A 19,047-nucleotide genomic window follows, 5' to 3' on the forward strand; every position below is an offset into this window, starting at 1 on the left:
GAGCTATGATTCGTTTCGCCTTGATCGCCGCCTCAACGCTGGGGTTCTTCCTCACGGCGGCGCTCGGGAATCTGATGGTGCCGCTGCTGCGGGCGTTCCAGGGACGCTGGGATGAGCCCAAGGCCCGGCAGACACCCGGGCAGGAAGCGCCGGATGCCGAGCCGGAGCGCCCGCCGCAGGCTCCCACCATGGGCGGGCTCTGCCTGATGGTGGGGGTGCTGGCTGCTGTGGGCGTGGGCTGGACAGCCGCCTGTGTGGCCCAGCCTGAGCTGCTGGGGGCCGAGAGCCTGTTCTCGGTCCGGCTGCTCACAGCGCTGCTGGGAGCTTTGCTCTTTGGCGGCGTGGGTCTGCTGGAGGATCTGGCCCGCATCCGCAGCCGTTCCGTGCTGGGCCTGCGGCGGCGCACCCGCCTTGGGCTGGAAGCCGCTGCCGGTGCCGTGGTGCTGGTGCTGCTGGGAGCCAAAGGCTGCCTTGCAGCCGGGATCACCCTGCCGGGTGTGGGCTATGTCGATCTGGGCATTGCCGCCCCGCTGCTGTGGGAAGGGCTGCTGGTCGCACTGGCCGAGTGCGCCCGCATTGCCGATGGCATGGACGGCATCGTCTGCGGCACGTCCTTTGCGGCCATGCTGGGCCTGATGGGGGTGATGACCCTGCTGGGCTGGTTCCCGCTGGGCGTTCTGCCCGCCGCACTGGCCGGTTCCCTGATGGCATTCCTGCTCTGGAACTTCCCGCCCGCAAAGCTGCGGCTGGGCAGCGTGGGCAGCCTGTTTCTGGCCGGGATGCTGGGGTGCGTTCCCCTGTGCATCGGCTGGCCCGGCCTCACCCTGCCGCTGGCCCTGCCCTTCTGGCTGGAGGGCGGCATGGTGGCCCTGCAGATCCTGGTCTGCAAGGTCAGCCGGGGCCGCAGGCAGCTGTTCCGCTCGGCACCGCTCCACCGCTGGCTGGAGCTGCGGGGCCAGAGCGCGGAACAGATCTTTTATACCTTTTGTGTCATTGCCATGCTGGGCGTGGCGCTGACCGTTCAGCTGGCAAAAATCAGTTAAGGAGGGGTGCAGTTTGGCAACACTCCGCAGAAAAAAAGCAGAGCCGTTTTCCGTCTTTCAGCGGGACCCCGGCCCCTGGCCGCCCATCCTGCTCAACTGGATGGCGACCCTGGCCATCATCATGGTGTTCGGGCTGGTCATGCTGTTCAGCGCAAGCTATACCACGGGCTATCTCCGCTTTGGGGATAGCTTCCATTACATCAAATCCCAGCTGCTCTGCACGGTGCTGGGCCTGGGCATGATGTTCCTGTTCTCCTATTTTGACCACCGCTTCCTGCGCAGAATGGTCAAGCTGGGCTATATCGTCTGCCTGATCCTGCTGGTGCTGGTGCTGTTCAGCAGCCCCATCAACGGCTGCCGCCGGTGGATCAGCTTCGGCGGCCTGACCCTGCAGGCCTCCGAGGTGGCAAAATTTGAGATGATCCTGCTCACGGCAGACATCGCTGCCAGGACCCCGCAGGTCAGATTCGGCGAGATGCCCCTGCGCAAGTGGGTCCACCACAGCATCGTGGTGGAGCTCATCCGGCCCATCCTGTGGCTGGTGCCTGTCCTGATCCTGCTGGTGCTGGAGCCCCACATGTCGGGCATCCTGCTGACCACAGCCATCGTGGGCACCATCCTGCTGCTGGGCGGCAGCGGCGGCATCATTACCTGGGGCTGTGCCGGTGCCGCGCTGTTCCTGCTGGAGACTTTGCTGAAGCACGTGGACTCCATCGACTACCTGCAGAGCCGTCTGGACGGCTGGACGCAGGATCTTGACCGGATGACCAGCCAGACCAAGCAGAGCCTGTACGCCATCGGCTCAGGCGGTGCCACGGGGCTGGGGTTGGGCAACAGCATCGAAAAGCAGCTCTGGCTGCCGGAGAGCACCAACGACTTTATCTTCAGTGTCGTGTGCGAGGAACTGGGCTTCGTCGGCGCGGTGATCGTCATCGTGCTGTTCGTCCTCTTTCTGGTGCAGGGCTTCTGGATCGCCTTCCATGCCGAAAACCGGTTCTGCACGCTGGTGGGCATCGGCATCATGGCGCAGATCGCCTGGCAGGTGTTCTGCAACATCGCCGTTGTCACCAACACCCTGCCCAACACCGGCATTTCGCTGCCCTTCTTCTCCTCCGGCGGCACCAGTCTGATCCTGCTGCTGGCCGAGATGGGCGTTATGGTCAATATCGGACGCAACGGCGAACGGGCCCGCCTGGAACGGGAGGAAGCCCACGCCGAGCGGGAGCGCCAGCGCAAGGCAAAGACCATTGTGCTGGATACCGCGCGCAGAGCGCAGACAGAACAGTAAGGAGGAACCAAGATGCGTGTACTCATTGCAGCCGGCGGCACTGCCGGCCATATCAACCCGGCTCTGGCCATTGCGGGAGCCATCAAAAAAGCCGACCCCACCGCCGAGATCCATTTTGCGGGCCGGAAGGAGGGCATGGAGTACCGTCTGGTCACACAGGCGGGCTATCCCTTCCATCACATCGAGATCACCGGCTTTCAGCGGAAGCTGAGCCTGAACAATATCAAGCGGAATCTCATTACCCTGTGGAATCTGGCACTCTCCGGCCCCAAGGCCAAAAAGATGATGAAGGACATCCAGCCCGACCTGGTCATTGGCTGCGGCGGCTATGTGTCCGGCCCGGTGGTGCGCTGCGCCGCCAGACAGGGCATCAAGACCGCCCTGCATGAGCAGAACGCCTTTCCCGGCGTGACCAACAAGCTGCTGGCCCCGGATGTGGACATCGTGTTTGCCGCTGTGCCCGCCGCCGTGGAAAAGCTGGGCGCACCCGAAAAGACCATCGTGGTGGGCAACCCCGTCCGGCCTGAGGTGTTCACCCAGGCGAAGAACCGGGAAGCCATCCGTGCCGAACTGGGTGCAGGCGACCGCACCGTGATCCTCTCCTTCGGCGGCAGTCTGGGTGCCCGCCGTGTGAACGAGGTGGTGGCCGACCTCTGCGCCTGGGAGCAGAAAAACCACAAGCCCGTCCTCCATCTCCATGCCACCGGCCAGTACGGCGTGCAGCTGTTTCAGGATCTGGAAAAGGAAAAGGGCTTTGCCCCCGGCGAGAGCCTTGTGGTGAAGGAATACATCAACAATATGCCCGAGCTGCTGGCCGCAGCGGACCTTGTCATCAGCCGCGCCGGTGCCCTGACACTGGCCGAGCTGGAGGCTGTGGGCCGTGCCGCTGTGCTCATCCCCAGCCCCAACGTGGCAGAGAACCACCAGTATTACAACGCCATGGAGCTGCAGAAGGCCGGTGCCGCCGTGGTCATTGAGGAAAAAGACCTGACCGGCGAAAAGCTGGTGCAGACCGTTTCCGGGATGCTGGCCCAGCCCGGCAAGCTGGCTGAGATGGGCCGCAATGCCCGGAGCCTGTCGGTGGACGACAGCCTGGACCGCATTGCGGATGCCCTGCTCAAGCTGGTCAAGACCCCGTAACGGAAGGAAAAAACAGAGGAAAGGAGGTGCAGCCGGATGCCGCAGAATGACCGGAACAGCCGGAACCGCAAGCGCCGCCGGGCCTACGATCAGGCCCGGGATGACCGGCGCGGCGGGCAGAGCACCCAGCGCCGCAGCAGCGCGGGTGCAGGCAGTGACCTGGGGTACAGCGGGTACGCAGGATATTCCTCCGGCGGCCACCCCATCACGAACCCCAATTATGACCCCGATGCGCCCCGCCCCAGCCGGTATACGGAACGCACGGTGAACTACGGCTCCTACCCGGATAACAGCATCACCTTTCCCACCGGCGGGCGGAGCAGCCAGAGCGGCGCACAGCGCCCCCGCGGTGGGCAGAATGGCCAGCGGCGCACCTCCGGGGGCAATCAGCGGAACCGCCGCCCGGCCAGCGGCCAGAACAGGAATGCCCAGCGCCGCAACGGCCAGCGGATGCGGCCGGTGCAGGGGCAGAACGCCCGGCGTGACCCCGTCCGGCGGGAGGGCAGGAAAAAGCGGAAGCTGACCCGGGCCGCCATCCGGCGGCGCAGGCTCATGCGGCGGCTCACGGCCCTTGTCATGCTGCTCTGCGTTATCGGCGCGGGGGTCTACCTCACCGTGACGATGCTGTTCAAGATCAGCTCCATTCAGGTGCAGACAGCGGACGGTGTGGTGCAGGAGGCCGGCGGCTATACCAGCGACCAGATCCTGCAGGCGCTGGATGTCCATCCGGAAGAGAATATCTTCAGCTTTGACCCCGGCAGCAAAGCCGCCGCGCTGGAAAAAGTGTTCCCCATGCTGGAGGATATCCGGGTGGAGCGGGATTACCCCGGAACCGTGGTGGTGCGGGTGACAGAGGCCCGGCCTGCCTGGGCCATGCAGACCTCCTCCGGCTGGCTGACCCTCTCGGGCGGCCTGAAGATCCTGGAGAAGGATTCTGCTCAGCCTGCCGGTCTGCCCACTCTGTACGGCGGCGAACCGGTCTCTGCCGAGCCCGGCGAACAGCTGACCTTTGCGGCGGAGCCCAAGGTCGACAGCACCCCGGACAGCACCCCGGACAGCGCCGCCGACAGCAGCGCCTCCGGCACTGTTGAGGAGGAGGCGGACCAGCGGCTGGAAAGCCTGAACACCCTGCTGGCCGCGCTGGATGCCGCAGGCATGAGCGCCGACGTGACCCGCATCGAGTTTGCGGATGTGGACGAGATGGCTTTCCTCTATCAGGACCGCATCAGCGTCTGGCTGGGCACTCTGAACGAGCTGGAATATAAGCTCAAGCTGGCAAAGCACGTCCTGCTGAATGAGGACGGCAAGGGCTGTGCCGCGACCGACACCGGAAAGCTGGACTTCACCCATATCAGCATGTCCAGCACCCGCAAGTTCACCTTTGCACAGGGTGAGCCGGAGCTGCCCTCCGGCTACATCGTGCCTGAACCGGTGGAGGAAACTCCTACGGAAGCGGGTGTGACCGGTGAAACGGCAGAAGGCACGGCCACAGACGGCACTGCCCCGGCAGAGGGCGAAGCCGCCGCAGATGCCGCTGCCGAAACACCAACGGATACCGCCGCGGCCCCGGCAGGCCCCGAGGCCGGACCGACGGCACAGCCGACCCCCGCCGAAGGAACGACCCCGGCGGCGGGCGATGCAAATCAAACCCAAAAGACCCAATGAGGAGCGTGTAATGTTATGAAGCTGGAACAATTACTGGAAGGCGTGCCCTTTACCCTGGTGCAGGGCAGCCTGGATACCGAAGTGCAGGACATCATCTACGACAGCCGGAAGGCAGCCCCGGGCCTTGCCTTTGTCTGCATCGTGGGCACCCAGCGTGACAGCCACGAGTTTGCCGCGGACTGCGCCGCCAAGGGCGTGAGCGTGCTGGTCATCCAGCACGACATTGACCTTTCTGCCATGCCCGGCGTGACCGTGGTCAAGGTGGAGAGCAGCCGCTATGCCATGGCGCTGATGAGCGGCAACCTCTTTGGCAACCCCTCCCGCCAGATGACCATGATCGGCGTGACCGGAACCAAGGGCAAGACCACCACCACCCACATGATCAAGAGCGTGCTGGAAGCTGCCGGGAAAAAAGTCGGCATGATCGGCACCAACGGCATCTACTTCATGGGCCGCCATCAGGAGACCGCCAACACCACCCCTGAGAGCTACGAGCTGCAAAAGACCTTCCGTCAGTTTCTGGATGCAGGCTGCGATGTGGCCTTGATGGAGGTGTCCAGCCAGGGCCTGATGATGGACCGTGTGGCGGGGGTGCACTATGATATCGGTGTGTTCACCAACCTTTCCCCCGACCACATCGGCCCCGGTGAGCACAAGACCTTTGAGGAGTACCGCAGTTGGAAGGGGCAGCTCTTCCGGCGGTGTGATGTGGGCGTGGTGAACATCGATGATGAAAACACCGAAGCCCTGCTGGAAGGCCACACCTGCAAGCTGGTGACCTATGGCCGCAGTGAAAAGGCCGACTACCGCGCCGAGGGTTGTGAGCTGCTGCGCACCCACGATTTTCTGGGCGTGGCGTTCCACGTCTCCGGCAGAGACAACATGGATGTCAGGGTGAACATGCCCGGCGAGTTCAGCGTCTACAACGCGCTGGCTGCCCTGGCCGTGGGCAAGGTGCTGGGCCTGCCCGATGCCGCCATCCACGAGGGTCTGGGCAAGTGCGTGGTCAAGGGCCGCGTGGAGCTGGTGCCCATCAGCAAAAAGTTCACCATCCTGCTGGACTACGCCCACAACGAGGTCTCCACCGAGAGCCTGCTCACCACCCTGCGGGCGTATCACCCCCACCGGCTGGTGGTGGTGTTCGGCTGCGGCGGCAACCGCTCCAAGCTGCGCCGCTACGGCATGGGCGAGACCTGTGCGAAAATGGCGGATTTCTCCATCCTGACCGAGGACAACAACCGCTTTGAGAAGATCGAGGACATCCTCGCCGATATCCGGGTGGGCATGAACAAGGGCAACCCCGATGCCAAGTTTGTGGAGATCCCCGACCGTCTGGACGCGCTCCACTACGCCGTGGATCACGCCCAGGAGGGCGACTTGATCGCCGTCATCGGCAAGGGCCACGAGACCTACCGCGACCGTGAGGGCGTGAAAACCCCCTTCCTGGAGCGGGAGCTGCTGGAAGAATACGCCCAGCAGATCGGGTTGGAATAAATGAGAAAAACGCGCTGTGTCGTTGGACACAGCGCGTTTTTTGCTTCTGCTTTGGCGCGCAGGCCTTCGGCTCAGCAGGATCGAATTTGCAGGCGGCCGACACTCGCACGGCTACGGCAGCACTTACGCGCCCCACACCAGCCAGAGATACACATAGCCTGTCAGGACGGCTGCCAGCGTGAACGGAATGCCGATGCGCAGGAAATCACGGGTGCGCACCTGCTCACCCTGCTTGCGCAGGATGCCGATGGCTGCAATGTTGGCCGAAGCGCCAATGGGGGTCAGGTTGCCGCCCAGAGTTGCACCCGTGAGCAGGCCGAAATAAAACAGCTCGGGCGGGAAGCCTGCACCGCCGTTCATCAGCCCGGCAATGCCCTGCACCACCGGCAGCATGGTGGCCACATAGGGGATGTTGTCGATGAAGGCAGAAAGGCCCACCGAGACGAATACCAGCAGGGTATAGAGCCGGAAGGGATCATCACCGGAGAGGGTGTAGAACAGCTGGGCGGCGGCATCGATGACCCCGGCCTTGCGGATGCCCTCGATCAGGATGAACAGCCCGAACAACAGCAGCAGGGTGTCACAGTCCAGCTCCCGGGCCGCCAGCCGGAACGGCGCGAACGAGCGGCGGCGCAGGCAGGCGCGCAGGATGCCGAACAGGCAGACCCCTGCACAGATCAGACCGCTGCGCAGGCCATAGAGCGCCAGCGGCAGACCGCCCGCAGGCTGGGGCAGGAAGGAGGCCGCGATGAGCAGGCCCACTGTCAGCAGCATCAGGGTGGAGGGAACGGTGTCAGTGACCTCGGTCTCCACCGTGGCCGAGATGGGCTGGGTCTCGTGCCGGAAAGTGAACAGCAGCACGCCCAGAGAGGCCAGCGCCCCCAGCTCCACCCCGAAGAAGATGCCGGGCCTGCCCTCCATCCAGAAGAAATGGAAGAAGTTCATCCCCGCAAAGCCGCCCAGCAGGATGCTGGTGGTGTCGCCCACAAGGGTGGCGGCTCCCTGCAGGTTGGAGGAGACCGCAATGGAGATGAGGACGGGCACGGGGGAGATCCTGAGCTTGCGGGCAATGGCAAGGCCCACCGGGGCCACCATGAGCACCGTGGCAACATTGTCCACAAAGGCGCTGATGACCCCGGCAAAAAGGGCCAGCATACACACGGCCCATTTCACATTGGGCACCCGCACGATGAGCAGCTCGGCCAGCCGGGCGGGCATCCTGCTCTCAATAAAGAGGGAGACCGTGCCCATGGTGCCCGCCATCATCAGCAGGACATTGAAGTCCACGGCCCGGGTGGCATCCATCAGGGTGAAGTCCCACAGGCCCGCCGCGCCCAGAGCCAGAAACAGAGCGGCCCCGCCCAGCGCGGCAAAAGGCCGGTACTGCGGCAGGGCCAGCATCAGAAGATAGGTCAGCAGAAAAATGATCAGTGCAGGAAGCATACGCAGTCCTCAGCTTTCGGGCCTGGCATCGGTGTCCTCGTCGATCATCCGGTATCCCACGCCCAGTTCGTTCAGAATATAGGTGTTGCGGCCGGGCACGCTGCCCAGCTTTTTGCGGATGTTTGCCATGTTGACCTGCAGCTTTTTGGTGCTGCCGCAGTCGGTATCGCCCCAGATGGCCCGCACGATGGCGGCATAGGTCATCACCCGGCCTGCATGTTCCGAGAGGAAGGCTACGATGTTGTATTCGGTCTGGGTCAGCTTGATCTCGGCACCGTCCACAAAGACCTTGCGGCGCTCGTAGTTGATCTCAAGCCCCTGTGCCCGGAACACGCCGCCGGGCATCCCGCCCAGCACGCCGAAGCGGTTGGTGCGCAGGGCGGCGCGCACCCGGGCCAGCAGCTCGCCGGTGCCAAAGGGTTTGGTGATGTAATCGTTGGCTCCCAGATCCAGCGCTTCGATCTTGTCCTGCTCGGTGGTGCGGGCCGAGAGCACGACGATGGGGGTCAGGAACTTCTGCCGCACAAAACGGATGAGCTCCAGCCCGTCCCGGTCAGGCAGGCCCAGATCCAGGATGATAAGGTCCGGATTGTGGGAGGTGAACAGGGTCTGGCCCATGGCGCAGGTGTTGGCAACAAGGGCCTGATAGCCGTTGGTCTCCAGCAGCGTCTCAATAAAGCTGCAGATGTTGGCCTCATCTTCCACGACCAGAACCTTGAATTTGTTATTGCTCATCTTCGTTTTCCTCCGTCTCGATCGATTCGGTCTCCAGCCAGAAGCGGATGCTGGTGCCCTCGCCCACCTTGCTCTCGGCCTGAATCTCGCCGCCGTGTGCCTTGACGATGGCGGCACAGACCGAAAGGCCGATGCCCATGCCGTGCTTGCCGCTGTCGGCCGCGGCATCGGCGGGCAGCACACCGGTGAACAGGGTGCGCAGGCGCTCCTTCGGAATGCCGCAGCCGTTGTCCGATACCTCAAACACCGCCCGGCTGCCCAGCGTGAACACCCGCAGGGTCAGCTGGGTCATCCCCTCGGCATGGACGGCGGCATTCTCCAAAAGGTTCGTCAGCACCTGCGAGATCAGCATCGAGTCCATGGGGATCACAATGAAGCTGTCGGGCAGGTAGGTGGTAACGGGCACCTTGGGGTAGCGCTTCTGGAACCGCACCAGCACGGTGTCGATCAGCTCGTCCAGCACGGTGGGGGTCTTTTGCACGGCTACCTGCCCGCCGTCAAAGCGGGTGACGGACAGCAGGTTCTCCACCATCCGGTTCAGCCACTGGGCATCGGAACAGGCTTCGCCAAGAAGTTTTAATTTTTGCTCTTTTTCCAGGCTGTCATAATTTTCAATGACCGTGGAACAGGCCCCGTAAATGGAAGTAAGGGGCGTGCGCAGATCGTGGGAGACGGCCCGCAGCAGGGTGGCCCGCATCTTTTCGGTCTCACTCTCCATCCGCAGCTGTTCCTGCTTTTTGATGCGGGTGGTCAGGGTGCTGGTCATAATGGACACCACCAGCATCGCCATGCCTGAGAACAGGTTTTCCGGCAGAGTGAAGTTGAAGGCAAAGTAAGGGGAGCGGAACGCAAAATTCACGGCCAGCACGCCGATCAGGGAAGCCACCACGCCCCACACATAACCATCCGTATAGATCGAGATCAAAAAAACTGCCAGAACAAACACCATCGATGCAACACCATCGATCCGGCCGGTGATCTGCTGTGTGCCGGTCACGATGAGAAAGGCGGCGCACAGCACAGCGGCCAGGACCAGCGCGTCGTGCCAGCGGGTCTTCTGCTTCATGGGGATCCCTCCATATCTATTCTACTCCAGATGAAAAGTATACCATACTTTTCCTAAAGATGCAGTAAAGGCTGAAAAAAGAGCTGTTGTTCCGAGGGTGGGCTGCACAGAATGCCCAAACCCATGGATTCTTTTCCGGTTTTATGCTATTATAAAGAATAAGAGCAAGGAGAGAGCGCTCTCAGGGATAAGAGAAAACGTAACGTTGCAATAGAAGGAGAAGAGAATCATGGGAAAATATTTTGGAACCGACGGCTTCCGTGGCGAGGCCGGAGTGAACCTGACCGCCGACCACGCCTACAAGGTAGGCCGTTTTCTGGGCTGGTATTATAATGCACTGCGGGAGCGCAGCGGCAACAACGAGCCTGCCCGCATCGTCATTGGCAAGGATACCCGCCGCTCCAGCTATATGTTTGAGTACAGCCTGGTGGCGGGCCTGACCGCTTCCGGCGCAGATGCCTACCTGCTCCACGTCACCACCACCCCCAGCGTGGCCTACATTGCCCGCGTGGATGATTTTGACTGCGGCATTATGATCTCCGCCAGCCATAACCCGTTCTACGACAACGGCATCAAGCTGATCGACTGCTACGGCGAAAAGATGCCGGAGGAGACCCTGCTGCTGGTGGAGGACTACATCGACGGCAAGCTCCATGTTTTTGATCAGGACTGGCCGGAGCTGCCCTTTGCCCACCGGGAGCATATCGGCTGCACCGTGGACTATGTGGCGGGCCGCAACCGCTACATGGGCTACCTGATCAGCCTGGGCATCTACTCCTTCAAGGGCATCAAGGTGGGTCTGGACTGCGCCAACGGTGCCAGCTGGAACATTGCCAAGAGCGTGTTTGATGCGCTGGGCGCAGACACCTATGTCATCAACAACCAGCCCAACGGCCTGAACATCAACCTGAACGCAGGTTCCACCCACATCGAGGGCCTGCAGAAGTTCGTGGTGGAAAAGGGTCTGGACGTGGGCTTTGCCTATGACGGCGATGCAGACCGCTGCCTCTGCGTGGACGAAAAGGGCAATGTGATCACCGGTGACCACATCTTGTACATCTACGGCTGCTACATGAAGGAGCGCGGCAAACTGCTGACCAATACCGTCGTTACCACGGTCATGTCCAACTTTGGTCTGTACAAGGCCTTTGACGAGCAGGGCATCGGCTACGCCAAGACTGCCGTGGGTGACAAGTATGTCTACGAGTATATGGCCAAGAACGGCTGCCGCATCGGCGGTGAGCAGAGCGGCCACATCATCTTCTCCAAGTACGCCAGCACCGGTGACGGCATCCTGACCAGCCTGAAGATGATGGAGGTCATGCTGGCCAAGAAGAAGCCTCTGAGTGCGCTGGCCGCCCCGCTGAAGATCTACCCGCAGGTGCTGGAAAATGTCCGTGTGACCGATAAGAAGGCCGCGCAGGACGATGCTGCTGTGCAGGCCGCTGTCAAGGCGGTGGCCGAGGCACTGGGCGATACCGGCCGCATCCTTGTCCGGGAGTCCGGCACCGAGCCGGTGGTCCGTGTGATGGTGGAGGCCCCCGACCACGACACCTGCCAGAAGTATGTTTCTCAGGTGGTGGATGTCATCAAGGCACAGGGCTACAGCGTCTGACGCTGAACCGGAAAGAGAGCGCAGGATGAAGAAATTCAAACGGATGCTGACGGGGCTGGCCTGTGTGCTGGCGGTCTGCCTGTGTACCCCCACCGCTTTTGCGGCAAAGGTCATCGTCTATTTTGATGCCAACGGCGGTATCTGTACCTCTGCCGCAGAGCGCACCAATGACGAGGGCAAACTGGGCAGCCTGCCCGGTGCCAGCATGGAGGGCTATACCTTTGATGGCTGGTATACCTCTGGCACCGATGATGTTACCGGTTTTCCCATTGATGTGCAGGTCAAAGCCAACGATACGGCGTTTGGTGCGGATACCACCGTCTATGCCCATTGGTCTGCCAACGGCGGCAGCGCGGAAGTGGTAGAAGAGAAAGAGGTAGATCCGGACACCCTTCTTACAACGATGGGGCTGGCGGCCGGAAGCGTCGTTCTGGTGCTGCTGGCAAGTCTGGCACTTTGAGAGGAGCGGACATGCAGCAGAACTTAAAATTTCCGGCGCAGTGCACCGTCATTCCCGCTGAGGAGCTGGAGCAGGTCTCCGGCGGCGCTCCTGCCTGGGTGGGGGAGCTGAAGGATCAGATCCGCCCCCTCTGGCATCAGGTCAAGCCGCTGCTGAGCTATGGCGTGGAGCTTGGAAAAGCCTTTGTGCAGATCGTCGGAGCGGCGTATACCATTTATGTCTATGGAAAGATCATCAAGAATTCCATGGAAGGCATCAAGGATACCATGAACTGGTTCATAAACCTGAACTGAGAAAGTAAGACAATAAATAGAGAGCTCTCTTGCATCGCAGCAAAATGATGCAGGGGGAGCTCTCTGTTTATGTTTTGGGAAATTCCGGATTTTCTATTCGACCAAGAAGATAATCGGTAGAGGTATGGTATAGATCAGCAAGTTGAATTAATGTAACGGTTGGAATGTCTCTTAGTCCTTGTTCATAGCGGTTATACTGAGATTGTGGCATTTTTAGAATGGCGGCAAGTTGACGTTGAGTTAAGTCGTGATCTTCGCGCATGTCACGGATTCGGCGGTAGTAGGCCATAAAAATCCTCCTGATATCTGAATGGATATCTTGACAATACCGCAAGGAGATGCTATGCTGGGTGTATGATATCCAATTGGATATCAAAAATACAGGAATTGCTTGAGGAGGATGCAAAATGAAAGAGATTACACGTCGAAACTTCTTGAGAATGGCCACAATTGCAGTGCTCATAAGTGGAATGGGAATGTTGTCGAGTTGCGGAAAAAGTAAAGAAGAGCTGATGAGTGGGGATTGGTATCTCCAAGGAGATGATCGACTGTCCCTTTCGCTTTATGATGATGGTACTTGTCAGATTCGAGGAGACTACGGACAGGGAAAATGGAGCATTGTAGATGAAGATACCTTGAAACTTACAGATTTCTATGGAGAAACAAGAACCTATCCTATTACAGCTGTCGATGATAATTCGCTTGAACTTGAGTTGCCCAATGGTGAAACTGTCACATATTATCATACGGCTGAAGAAGCGTTAAAACATTAAAGCTTCCGGGAGAGGACAATATGAAAAACTTAAAGAATATTGTGCTTTTTACAATAATATCCTTGTTACTGTTCTGCGGGTGCAGTCAGGAAAATAAAAGCGCTTCGGATACAGTGAATCCGCAAGATGGAAAAAGTGTGTCTGAACAACAAGAAACTATAGTGGATTCTGAAAAAGCAGCGGAAAACGTTACGGATAAGATGAGTTTGTTAGAAGCTGTGGGAGAGGGGCATGTTTACTTGACATTCCCCAATTTTGATGAACTTTCAGTAGGCGAAATCAGAGATGGTCAATCGAACAAAAGCGTTCTTTTTGATGCACAGGGAATGGTTCATCACCTGTTTGAAGACGGAAGCAGGGTTGTGTCTGGATACTATAATGGTATGTGCTTACTTAGTAATGGGATGATGGCAACAGAAGACGGAACGCAGCTGCTGGTATCATGGCTTCCAGAGAATGAAAAAATTATCCGGTTTGCAAAGGATGAAGAGGGCGTTCTTCTATGGTCGATAAAGAGAGAAGATGGAATCGATGGGACAAAAGTTACGTTTACCGCAAGAAAAATGGATGGCTCAATCTGTTTTCAATGCGATACGACACAGCCAGAGTTCTCTGAGCTTAATCCGAATGATCTTTATGAGACACTTGTGAATGCTGGATATGATATGAATGCAGAAGGAATCTCTACTCCGTTCATTTATTGCGGAGGAACGCTTTATCGTGTCCGAGGATGGAATGGATATGTCTTTATAAACATTGCAAATGGAAAACTCCATTATATTTCTGAATTTAATGCATGTCAGATTAGAATGGAAAATGGTGTGATGTTTCAGACAGCACCGAGCATTCGAGTTTTGGACGATGACTTTAATGAACTGCCGGAGTGGAAGAGTATTAAATCACAGCGAAGTGGAACGCCAGTATTGGCAGAGGGGCTGATTTACCTTGATGCAAGAAGAGATACAGGTGAGTTTGAGAAATATCCATCAGGATTTTATGATATTCACTTGAACTGTATCATCGATTTGAGCCAGTATAACATTCAGCCGGTTACAACTGATGAACCACGATTTATGAATGGGTATGCTGCATTGCAAATGCTGAATCCTGATGGGGTTCCTTTTTGGGGAATCATAAGAAAAGATGGGACGTGGAGTGTTGAACCGCAAAAGGGGACAATAAAGAGCATATATCCAACGAAAGATGGATTACTGGTAACAGTGAGTCAAGAAAATGACTATTATACGACAATCAATCAGGTGGGACAGAATCTTAGTGACGTAGAAACGTTTGTATTTGATGGAGCAAATGGATATTGGAATTCGGCCTATGAGATTTATAATGAATCGCTCTATGCAACAATAAATGGAGAAATTGTAAGAATAGATAAAAATGGTTCGGCTGAATTTTTATGCTGATAAGTAAAGAAGGGCAAGAATAATGCAACAGCCCCCACGGTATGCAGCTTTTTGCTGTATCTGGTGGGGGCTGTTGCTGTTATTCTATGATAGAAGGGATAAAGAATCAGTTGTCGTCGCTGTCCAGCTTCAGCACAGCGGTAAAGGCTTCGCTGGGCAGGGAGACGCTGCCGAGCTGGCGCATCTTCTTTTTGCCCTCCTTCTGCTTTTCCAGCAGCTTCTTCTTGCGGGAGATATCGCCGCCGTAGCACTTGGCCAGCACGTCCTTGCGCATGGCCTTGACGGTCTCGCGGGCGATGATCTTGCCGCCGATGGCGGCCTGCACCGGGATCTCAAACAGGGTGCGGGGAATGTTGTCCCGCAGTTTTTCGCAGATGCGGCGACCCTTGGCGTAGGCGTTGTCCCGGAACACGATCATGGAGAGTGCGTCCACAGGGTCGCCGTTCAGCAGGAAGTCCAGCTTGACCAGATCGCTCTCGCGGTACTCCTTGAACTCGTAGTCGTAGCTGGCGTAACCGCGGCTGCGGCTCTTGATGGCATCGAAGAAGTCGTAGACGATCTCGCCCAGAGGCAGGGCGTAGTGCAGATCCACGCGGACATCGTCCAGATACTTCATGTCGATGAGCACGCCGCGCTTCTGCTGGCACAGATCCATCAGGGCACCCACGTAATCGTTGGGGGTGTAGAGGTGGACATCCACAAAAGGCTCCTCCTGCTTGACGATGTTGGAGGGGTCCGGGTAGCTGGACGGGTTGTCGATCATCTCCACGGTGCCGTCCGTCATGGTCAGGCGGTAGCGGACGCTGGGGGTCGTGGTGATGATGTCCAGGTCGAACTCCCGCTCGAGACGCTCGGTGATGATCTCCATGTGGAGCAGGCCCAGGAAGCCGCAGCGGAAGCCAAAGCCCAGTGCGGCACTGGTCTCAAGTTCAAAGGTCAGGGAAGCGTCGTTCAGCTGCAGCTTTTCCAGCGCGTCCTTCAGGTCGGGGTACTTGGCACCGTCGGCGGGGTAGATGCCGCAGAACACCATGGGCTTGACCTGACGGTAGCCGGGCAGGGCCTCGGAGGTGGGGCGGTCTGCCAGTGTGACGGTATCGCCCACGCGGGTGTCCTGCACGGTCTTGATGCTGGCGGTCAGGTAGCCGACCTCGCCGGCCTGCAGCTGGCTGCAGGGGGTCAGGCTGGTGGCACCCATGTGGCCCACCTCTACCAGCGTGAACTCGGCCCCGGTGGCCATCATCTTGATGGTGTCGCCGGGCTTGACGGTGCCCTCGAACACGCGGATGTAGACGATAACGCCCTTGTAGCTGTCGTAGATGCTGTCAAAGATCAGGGCCTTGAGGGGAGCATCCGGGTCGCCGGTGGGGGCGGGGATATCGCTGACCACCCGCTCCAGCACCTGATCAACGTTCAGACCGGTCTTGGCAGAGACGCGGGGCGCATCCATGCAGGGCAGGCCGATCACATCCTCCACCTCCTGGGCCACCTCGTCCGGGTGGGCGCTGGGCAGGTCGATCTTGTTCAGGATGGGTACCAGCTCCAGATCATGCTCCAGCGCCATATAGGTGTTGGCCAGCGTCTGGGCCTCCACACCCTGGGTGGCATCCACCACCAGAATGGCACCCTCACAGGCGGCCAGACTGCGGCTGACCTCGTAGGCAAAGTCCACATGGCCCGGGGTGTCGATGAGGTTGAACTCGTAGGTCTTGCCGTCCTTGGCAGTGTAGTTCAGGGTAACGGCGCGGGCCTTGATGGTGATGCCGCGCTCCCGCTCGATGTCCATGTTATCGAGGATCTGATCCTCCATGGTGCGCTCGTCCACGCTCTTGGTCAGCTCCAGAATGCGGTCCGACAGGGTGGACTTGCCGTGGTCGATGTGTGCAATGATGCAGAAATTTCGGATGTTGTCTCTTGCCATGTAATTCCTCCGGGAGAGTGTGTTAGTCGTTCAGGATCCAGTCCTCCACGGCAGCGGTCGTGCCGTGTTCCAGATAAACACGGGGCACCCGGCGGGAAACGCCGCAGAGCACCTCGTAGGTGATGGTATCGGTCTTGCGGGCGATGTCCTCCGCACTGTCGCTGACAGTGCCGCCCCACAGGATGGCTTCGTCCCCCTCCTGCACCGTGCCGGGCACAGCGGAGAGATCCACCATCATCTGATCCATGCAGACCCGGCCCAGCACCGGGCAGGGCGTGCCGTGGATCTCCACGATACCCTTGCCGCAGCTGAGCTGGCGGGGGTAGCCATCGGCGTAGCCGGTGCAGAGGGTGGCCACCGGTGTGGGCCGCTCTGCTGTGAACCGGCGGCCATAGCTGGTGGACTGGCCCGGCTGCAGCACCTTGACCATGCTGACCACGGTCTTGAGCTTCATCACCGGGCGGAACAGCCCGAAGCGGACTTCATCGCTGGGGTCAAAGCCGTACAGGATGATGCCGGGGCGGGCCATGCAGTGTGCCCGGGGCAGGCCCTCGGGCCAGTCCGGGTGGAGCATCACACCGGCCGAGTTGTCGCAGTGGACGATGCCGGGCTCGTGCCCGGCTGCCGTCAGGGCGCTGCAGGCCTGCACAAAGAGCCGGTGCTGCTCGGCGGTGTAGGCAATGTTTTCCTCGGCGGTGTCATCGGCCACCGAGAAGTGCTGGAACAGGCCGGTCATTTCCAGGCCAGGCAGGGTGCAGGCGGCAATGGCCTCGGCAATGGCGGCATCAAAATCGGTGCGCAGAGCAAAGCCGATGCGGCCCATGCCGGTATCCACAGCCAGATGCACTTTGACCCGGCCCCCGGCGGCCTGTGCGGCCTCGCTCAGGGCTTTGGCCTGGGGCAGGGAATAGCAGGCCGCGGTGATATCGTCCCGGATGAGGGCGGCAGCGTATGTGGGCTGCACATGGCCCAGAATGAGGATGGGCAGGGTCTGGCCACTCCTGCGCAGCTGCAGGGCCTCAGCCAGGCAGCTGACAGCCAACCAGGAAGCGCCTTCCTGCGCAAAGACCCGGGCGCACTGGACGGCACCGTGGCCGTAGCTGTCGGCCTTGACCACGGCACACAGGGGCAGGCTGCCTGCCCGCTGCTTTACGGTGCGGAAGTTGGCCCGCAGGGCATCGAGGTCGATCTCAGCCCAGACATGTTTTTCAAAGTTCTGCATCTGCATGATGCATTCCCTCCTTTGGGGATGGATTGGAAGCGCGGCCTGTATGGACCGGCCGCCAGCCATCAATGCCGCTCTCCTGCAGGGCATGGAGCGTTTTTTGCCGGAAAGCGTGGTCGGTGCGGCAGCGCTCCCGGACAAAATCCTTGGTCTGCTCCCGCACGGTCACACCGTCGGCGGGGCAGCGGCTCTTGACGATGGGGAAGTCCTCCTCCTTTACCGCACAACGCACCTCGTGTTCGGTGGCCAGCAGCATGGGGCGGATCAGGGTCAGGCCCCGGCGGTCCAGCTGGGTGACCGGGGAGAAGCAGCCAATGCGGCCCTCCCGCCAGAGATTCATGTAAAAGGTCTCGACAGCATCATCGAGGTGGTGGCCCAGTGCCACTTTATTGCAGCCCAGCTCCTGCGCCGCCGTGTGCAGCGCGCCCCGGCGCAGCCTGGCGCAGAGGGAACAGGGGTTCTTTTCCTGCCGGTATTCAAACACGATGGGGCCGATCTCGGTGCGGCGCACCTCGTAGGGAACCTCATACCGGGCGAACAGCGCCGCCAGCGGGCTGTAATCCACAGCCTGGTGGTCAAACTGCGGGTCAAGGGTGACGGCCACGACCTCATAATCAAAGCCGAGGTAACGGCGCAGCTGGGCTAACCCGATGGTCAGGGCCACGCTGTCCTTGCCGCCCGAAACGCCCACCATGATCTTATCACCGGGGGAGATCATCTCGTAATCCTGCACGGCCTTGCGCATCAGGCCGCAGAGCCGCTGCATGGCGTGTGGATCGCTCATGTCAGGCTCACGCTTTCCACCAGATTGACGATATCGCTGATGGAGGCCAGTTTGGTCAGGCCGGAGACATAGACTACATCGCCGCTGTCGTATTCGATGGTGGCCAGCACGGCGTAGTAGGCCTGGATATCACAGCGCACGGCAGTGACCGTGGCACCCCCCACCTGCAGCTTGACCTTGCGGGGGCTGATGACACCGTAGGCTGCTTTCAGGTCGGCTTCCGACTGGCCGATGAAATCTTCGTAAGTGGCTTTGTCTCCCCGCTGGAACAGCACCACCTGATAGTTGGCGTTGGCGCTGTCCTCACCGGAAGCCAGCTGCAGCGCATGGCCCAGCGCAGCATCCTCGGTCATCTGGCAGACAGGCCAGACGGCACTTTCATAATCCACCGAGATGCCGTTTTCCGCATCAAAGTGGGTGTCGGGGTTGGCAGGAGTGCGGCGGTTGACGGCCAGCGTCAGCCCAAAGTAGGCCAGCGCACCCAAAAGCACGATCACGCCCATGGCAAGCAGCAGCCTGGAGGCCCGCTGCTGGGAGGGATCCTGTGTGTGAATGTCTTTCGGCATGGGAAAAATCTCCTTTTTACAATATCTTATATAGTATAACACACTCGACGGCAAAATTGTAGCGCCGCCGGGACAAATTTGCCCCCCGGAGGCTGAAAAACTTTTTGAAAATACGATTCTA

18 protein-coding genes are annotated in these 19,047 nt (G+C 59.7%); 10 read left to right on the forward strand and 8 right to left on the reverse strand.

Annotated features, from left to right (window positions below):
• Positions 1–5: 5 nt before the first annotated feature.
• From ACKXGA_RS11405 to ACKXGA_RS11425, 5 genes are read left to right on the forward strand one after another with little or no spacing between them, the layout of a single operon-like run.
• Positions 6–1,043 (forward strand): glycosyltransferase family 4 protein, encoded by a 1,038-nt coding sequence (locus ACKXGA_RS11405; protein WP_423729527.1) that lies wholly within the window; start codon positions 6–8, stop codon positions 1,041–1,043.
• Positions 1,044–1,056: 13 nt separating this feature from the next.
• The gene (locus ACKXGA_RS11410; RefSeq protein WP_317393837.1) at positions 1,057–2,331 is read left to right on the forward strand and encodes an FtsW/RodA/SpoVE family cell cycle protein; all 1,275 of its coding nucleotides are present in this window, start codon (positions 1,057–1,059) and stop codon (positions 2,329–2,331) included.
• A 12-nt stretch (positions 2,332–2,343) separates the two neighbouring features.
• A complete protein-coding gene (murG, locus tag ACKXGA_RS11415) occupies positions 2,344–3,471 on the forward strand; it encodes an undecaprenyldiphospho-muramoylpentapeptide beta-N-acetylglucosaminyltransferase (RefSeq protein ID WP_156068967.1) in 1,128 nt (375 codons plus the stop codon).
• A gap of 36 nt (positions 3,472–3,507) precedes the next feature.
• Positions 3,508–5,136 (forward strand): FtsQ-type POTRA domain-containing protein, encoded by a 1,629-nt coding sequence (locus tag ACKXGA_RS11420; RefSeq protein ID WP_423729528.1) that lies wholly within the window; start codon positions 3,508–3,510, stop codon positions 5,134–5,136.
• A 15-nt stretch (positions 5,137–5,151) separates the two neighbouring features.
• Complete coding sequence (locus tag ACKXGA_RS11425; protein WP_098923478.1) at positions 5,152–6,630, forward strand: UDP-N-acetylmuramoyl-L-alanyl-D-glutamate--2,6-diaminopimelate ligase; 1,479 nt, start codon at positions 5,152–5,154, stop codon at positions 6,628–6,630.
• Positions 6,631–6,753: 123 nt separating this feature from the next.
• On the opposite strand, the gene ACKXGA_RS11430 is transcribed toward ACKXGA_RS11425, so the two are convergent.
• The 3 genes from ACKXGA_RS11430 to ACKXGA_RS11440 are packed head-to-tail and all read right to left on the reverse strand — an operon-like array spanning position 6,754 to position 9,874.
• Positions 6,754–8,073 carry an SLC13 family permease gene (locus ACKXGA_RS11430; RefSeq protein ID WP_423729529.1) on the reverse strand — a complete coding sequence of 440 codons (1,320 nt, stop codon included), beginning with the start codon at positions 8,071–8,073 and terminating at the stop codon, positions 6,754–6,756.
• 9 nt (positions 8,074–8,082) lie between these two features.
• On the reverse strand, positions 8,083–8,808 hold the full coding sequence (locus ACKXGA_RS11435; RefSeq protein WP_097770172.1) for a response regulator transcription factor: 726 nt from the start codon (positions 8,806–8,808) through the stop codon (positions 8,083–8,085).
• A complete protein-coding gene (locus ACKXGA_RS11440) occupies positions 8,798–9,874 on the reverse strand; it encodes a sensor histidine kinase (RefSeq protein WP_207697862.1) in 1,077 nt (358 codons plus the stop codon). The genes ACKXGA_RS11435 and ACKXGA_RS11440 overlap by 11 nt, the downstream gene beginning before the upstream one ends.
• 229 nt (positions 9,875–10,103) lie before the next feature.
• Here ACKXGA_RS11440 and glmM point away from each other — a divergent pair, with 229 nt between their 5' ends.
• From glmM to ACKXGA_RS11455, 3 genes are read left to right on the forward strand one after another with little or no spacing between them, the layout of a single operon-like run.
• Complete coding sequence (gene glmM, locus ACKXGA_RS11445; protein ID WP_098923474.1) at positions 10,104–11,489, forward strand: phosphoglucosamine mutase; 1,386 nt, start codon at positions 10,104–10,106, stop codon at positions 11,487–11,489.
• Positions 11,490–11,514: 25 nt separating this feature from the next.
• A complete protein-coding gene (locus ACKXGA_RS11450; RefSeq protein WP_423729530.1) occupies positions 11,515–11,949 on the forward strand; it encodes an InlB B-repeat-containing protein in 435 nt (144 codons plus the stop codon).
• A gap of 11 nt (positions 11,950–11,960) precedes the next feature.
• A complete protein-coding gene (locus tag ACKXGA_RS11455) occupies positions 11,961–12,242 on the forward strand; it encodes a hypothetical protein (RefSeq protein WP_186851637.1) in 282 nt (93 codons plus the stop codon).
• 67 nt (positions 12,243–12,309) lie between these two features.
• Here the strand turns inward: ACKXGA_RS11455 and ACKXGA_RS11460 are convergent, their stop codons facing one another.
• Positions 12,310–12,531: a helix-turn-helix domain-containing protein gene (locus ACKXGA_RS11460; RefSeq protein ID WP_117534224.1), complete on the reverse strand. Its 222-nt coding sequence runs from the start codon at positions 12,529–12,531 to the stop codon at positions 12,310–12,312.
• Between the two features lie 118 nt (positions 12,532–12,649).
• On the opposite strand from ACKXGA_RS11460, the gene ACKXGA_RS11465 reads away from it, so the two are divergent.
• On the forward strand, positions 12,650–13,015 hold the full coding sequence (locus tag ACKXGA_RS11465; protein ID WP_156058929.1) for a hypothetical protein: 366 nt from the start codon (positions 12,650–12,652) through the stop codon (positions 13,013–13,015).
• Between the two features lie 20 nt (positions 13,016–13,035).
• Positions 13,036–14,433, forward strand: coding sequence for a hypothetical protein (locus ACKXGA_RS11470; protein WP_156058931.1), 1,398 nt, complete (start codon positions 13,036–13,038; stop codon positions 14,431–14,433).
• 106 nt (positions 14,434–14,539) lie between these two features.
• Here ACKXGA_RS11470 and lepA read toward each other — a convergent pair whose 3' ends face one another.
• The 4 genes from lepA to ACKXGA_RS11490 are packed head-to-tail and all read right to left on the reverse strand — an operon-like array spanning position 14,540 to position 18,926.
• Positions 14,540–16,351, reverse strand: a complete 1,812-nt coding sequence (gene lepA / locus ACKXGA_RS11475) for a translation elongation factor 4 (protein ID WP_156074506.1) — start codon at positions 16,349–16,351, stop codon at positions 14,540–14,542.
• A gap of 22 nt (positions 16,352–16,373) precedes the next feature.
• The gene (alr, locus tag ACKXGA_RS11480; protein ID WP_223453434.1) at positions 16,374–17,579 is read right to left on the reverse strand and encodes an alanine racemase; all 1,206 of its coding nucleotides are present in this window, start codon (positions 17,577–17,579) and stop codon (positions 16,374–16,376) included.
• On the reverse strand, positions 17,560–18,360 hold the full coding sequence (locus ACKXGA_RS11485; protein WP_423729531.1) for a tRNA 2-thiocytidine biosynthesis TtcA family protein: 801 nt from the start codon (positions 18,358–18,360) through the stop codon (positions 17,560–17,562). Before ACKXGA_RS11485 ends, alr begins: the two co-directional genes overlap by 20 nt.
• Positions 18,357–18,926, reverse strand: coding sequence for a hypothetical protein (locus ACKXGA_RS11490; RefSeq protein ID WP_423729532.1), 570 nt, complete (start codon positions 18,924–18,926; stop codon positions 18,357–18,359). Before ACKXGA_RS11490 ends, ACKXGA_RS11485 begins: the two co-directional genes overlap by 4 nt.
• Positions 18,927–19,047 lie beyond the last annotated feature (121 nt).

The sequence above is a fragment of the Faecalibacterium hominis (ex Afrizal et al. 2022) genome (assembly GCF_049545105.1).
GTDB lineage: Bacteria > Bacillota > Clostridia > Oscillospirales > Ruminococcaceae > Faecalibacterium > Faecalibacterium duncaniae.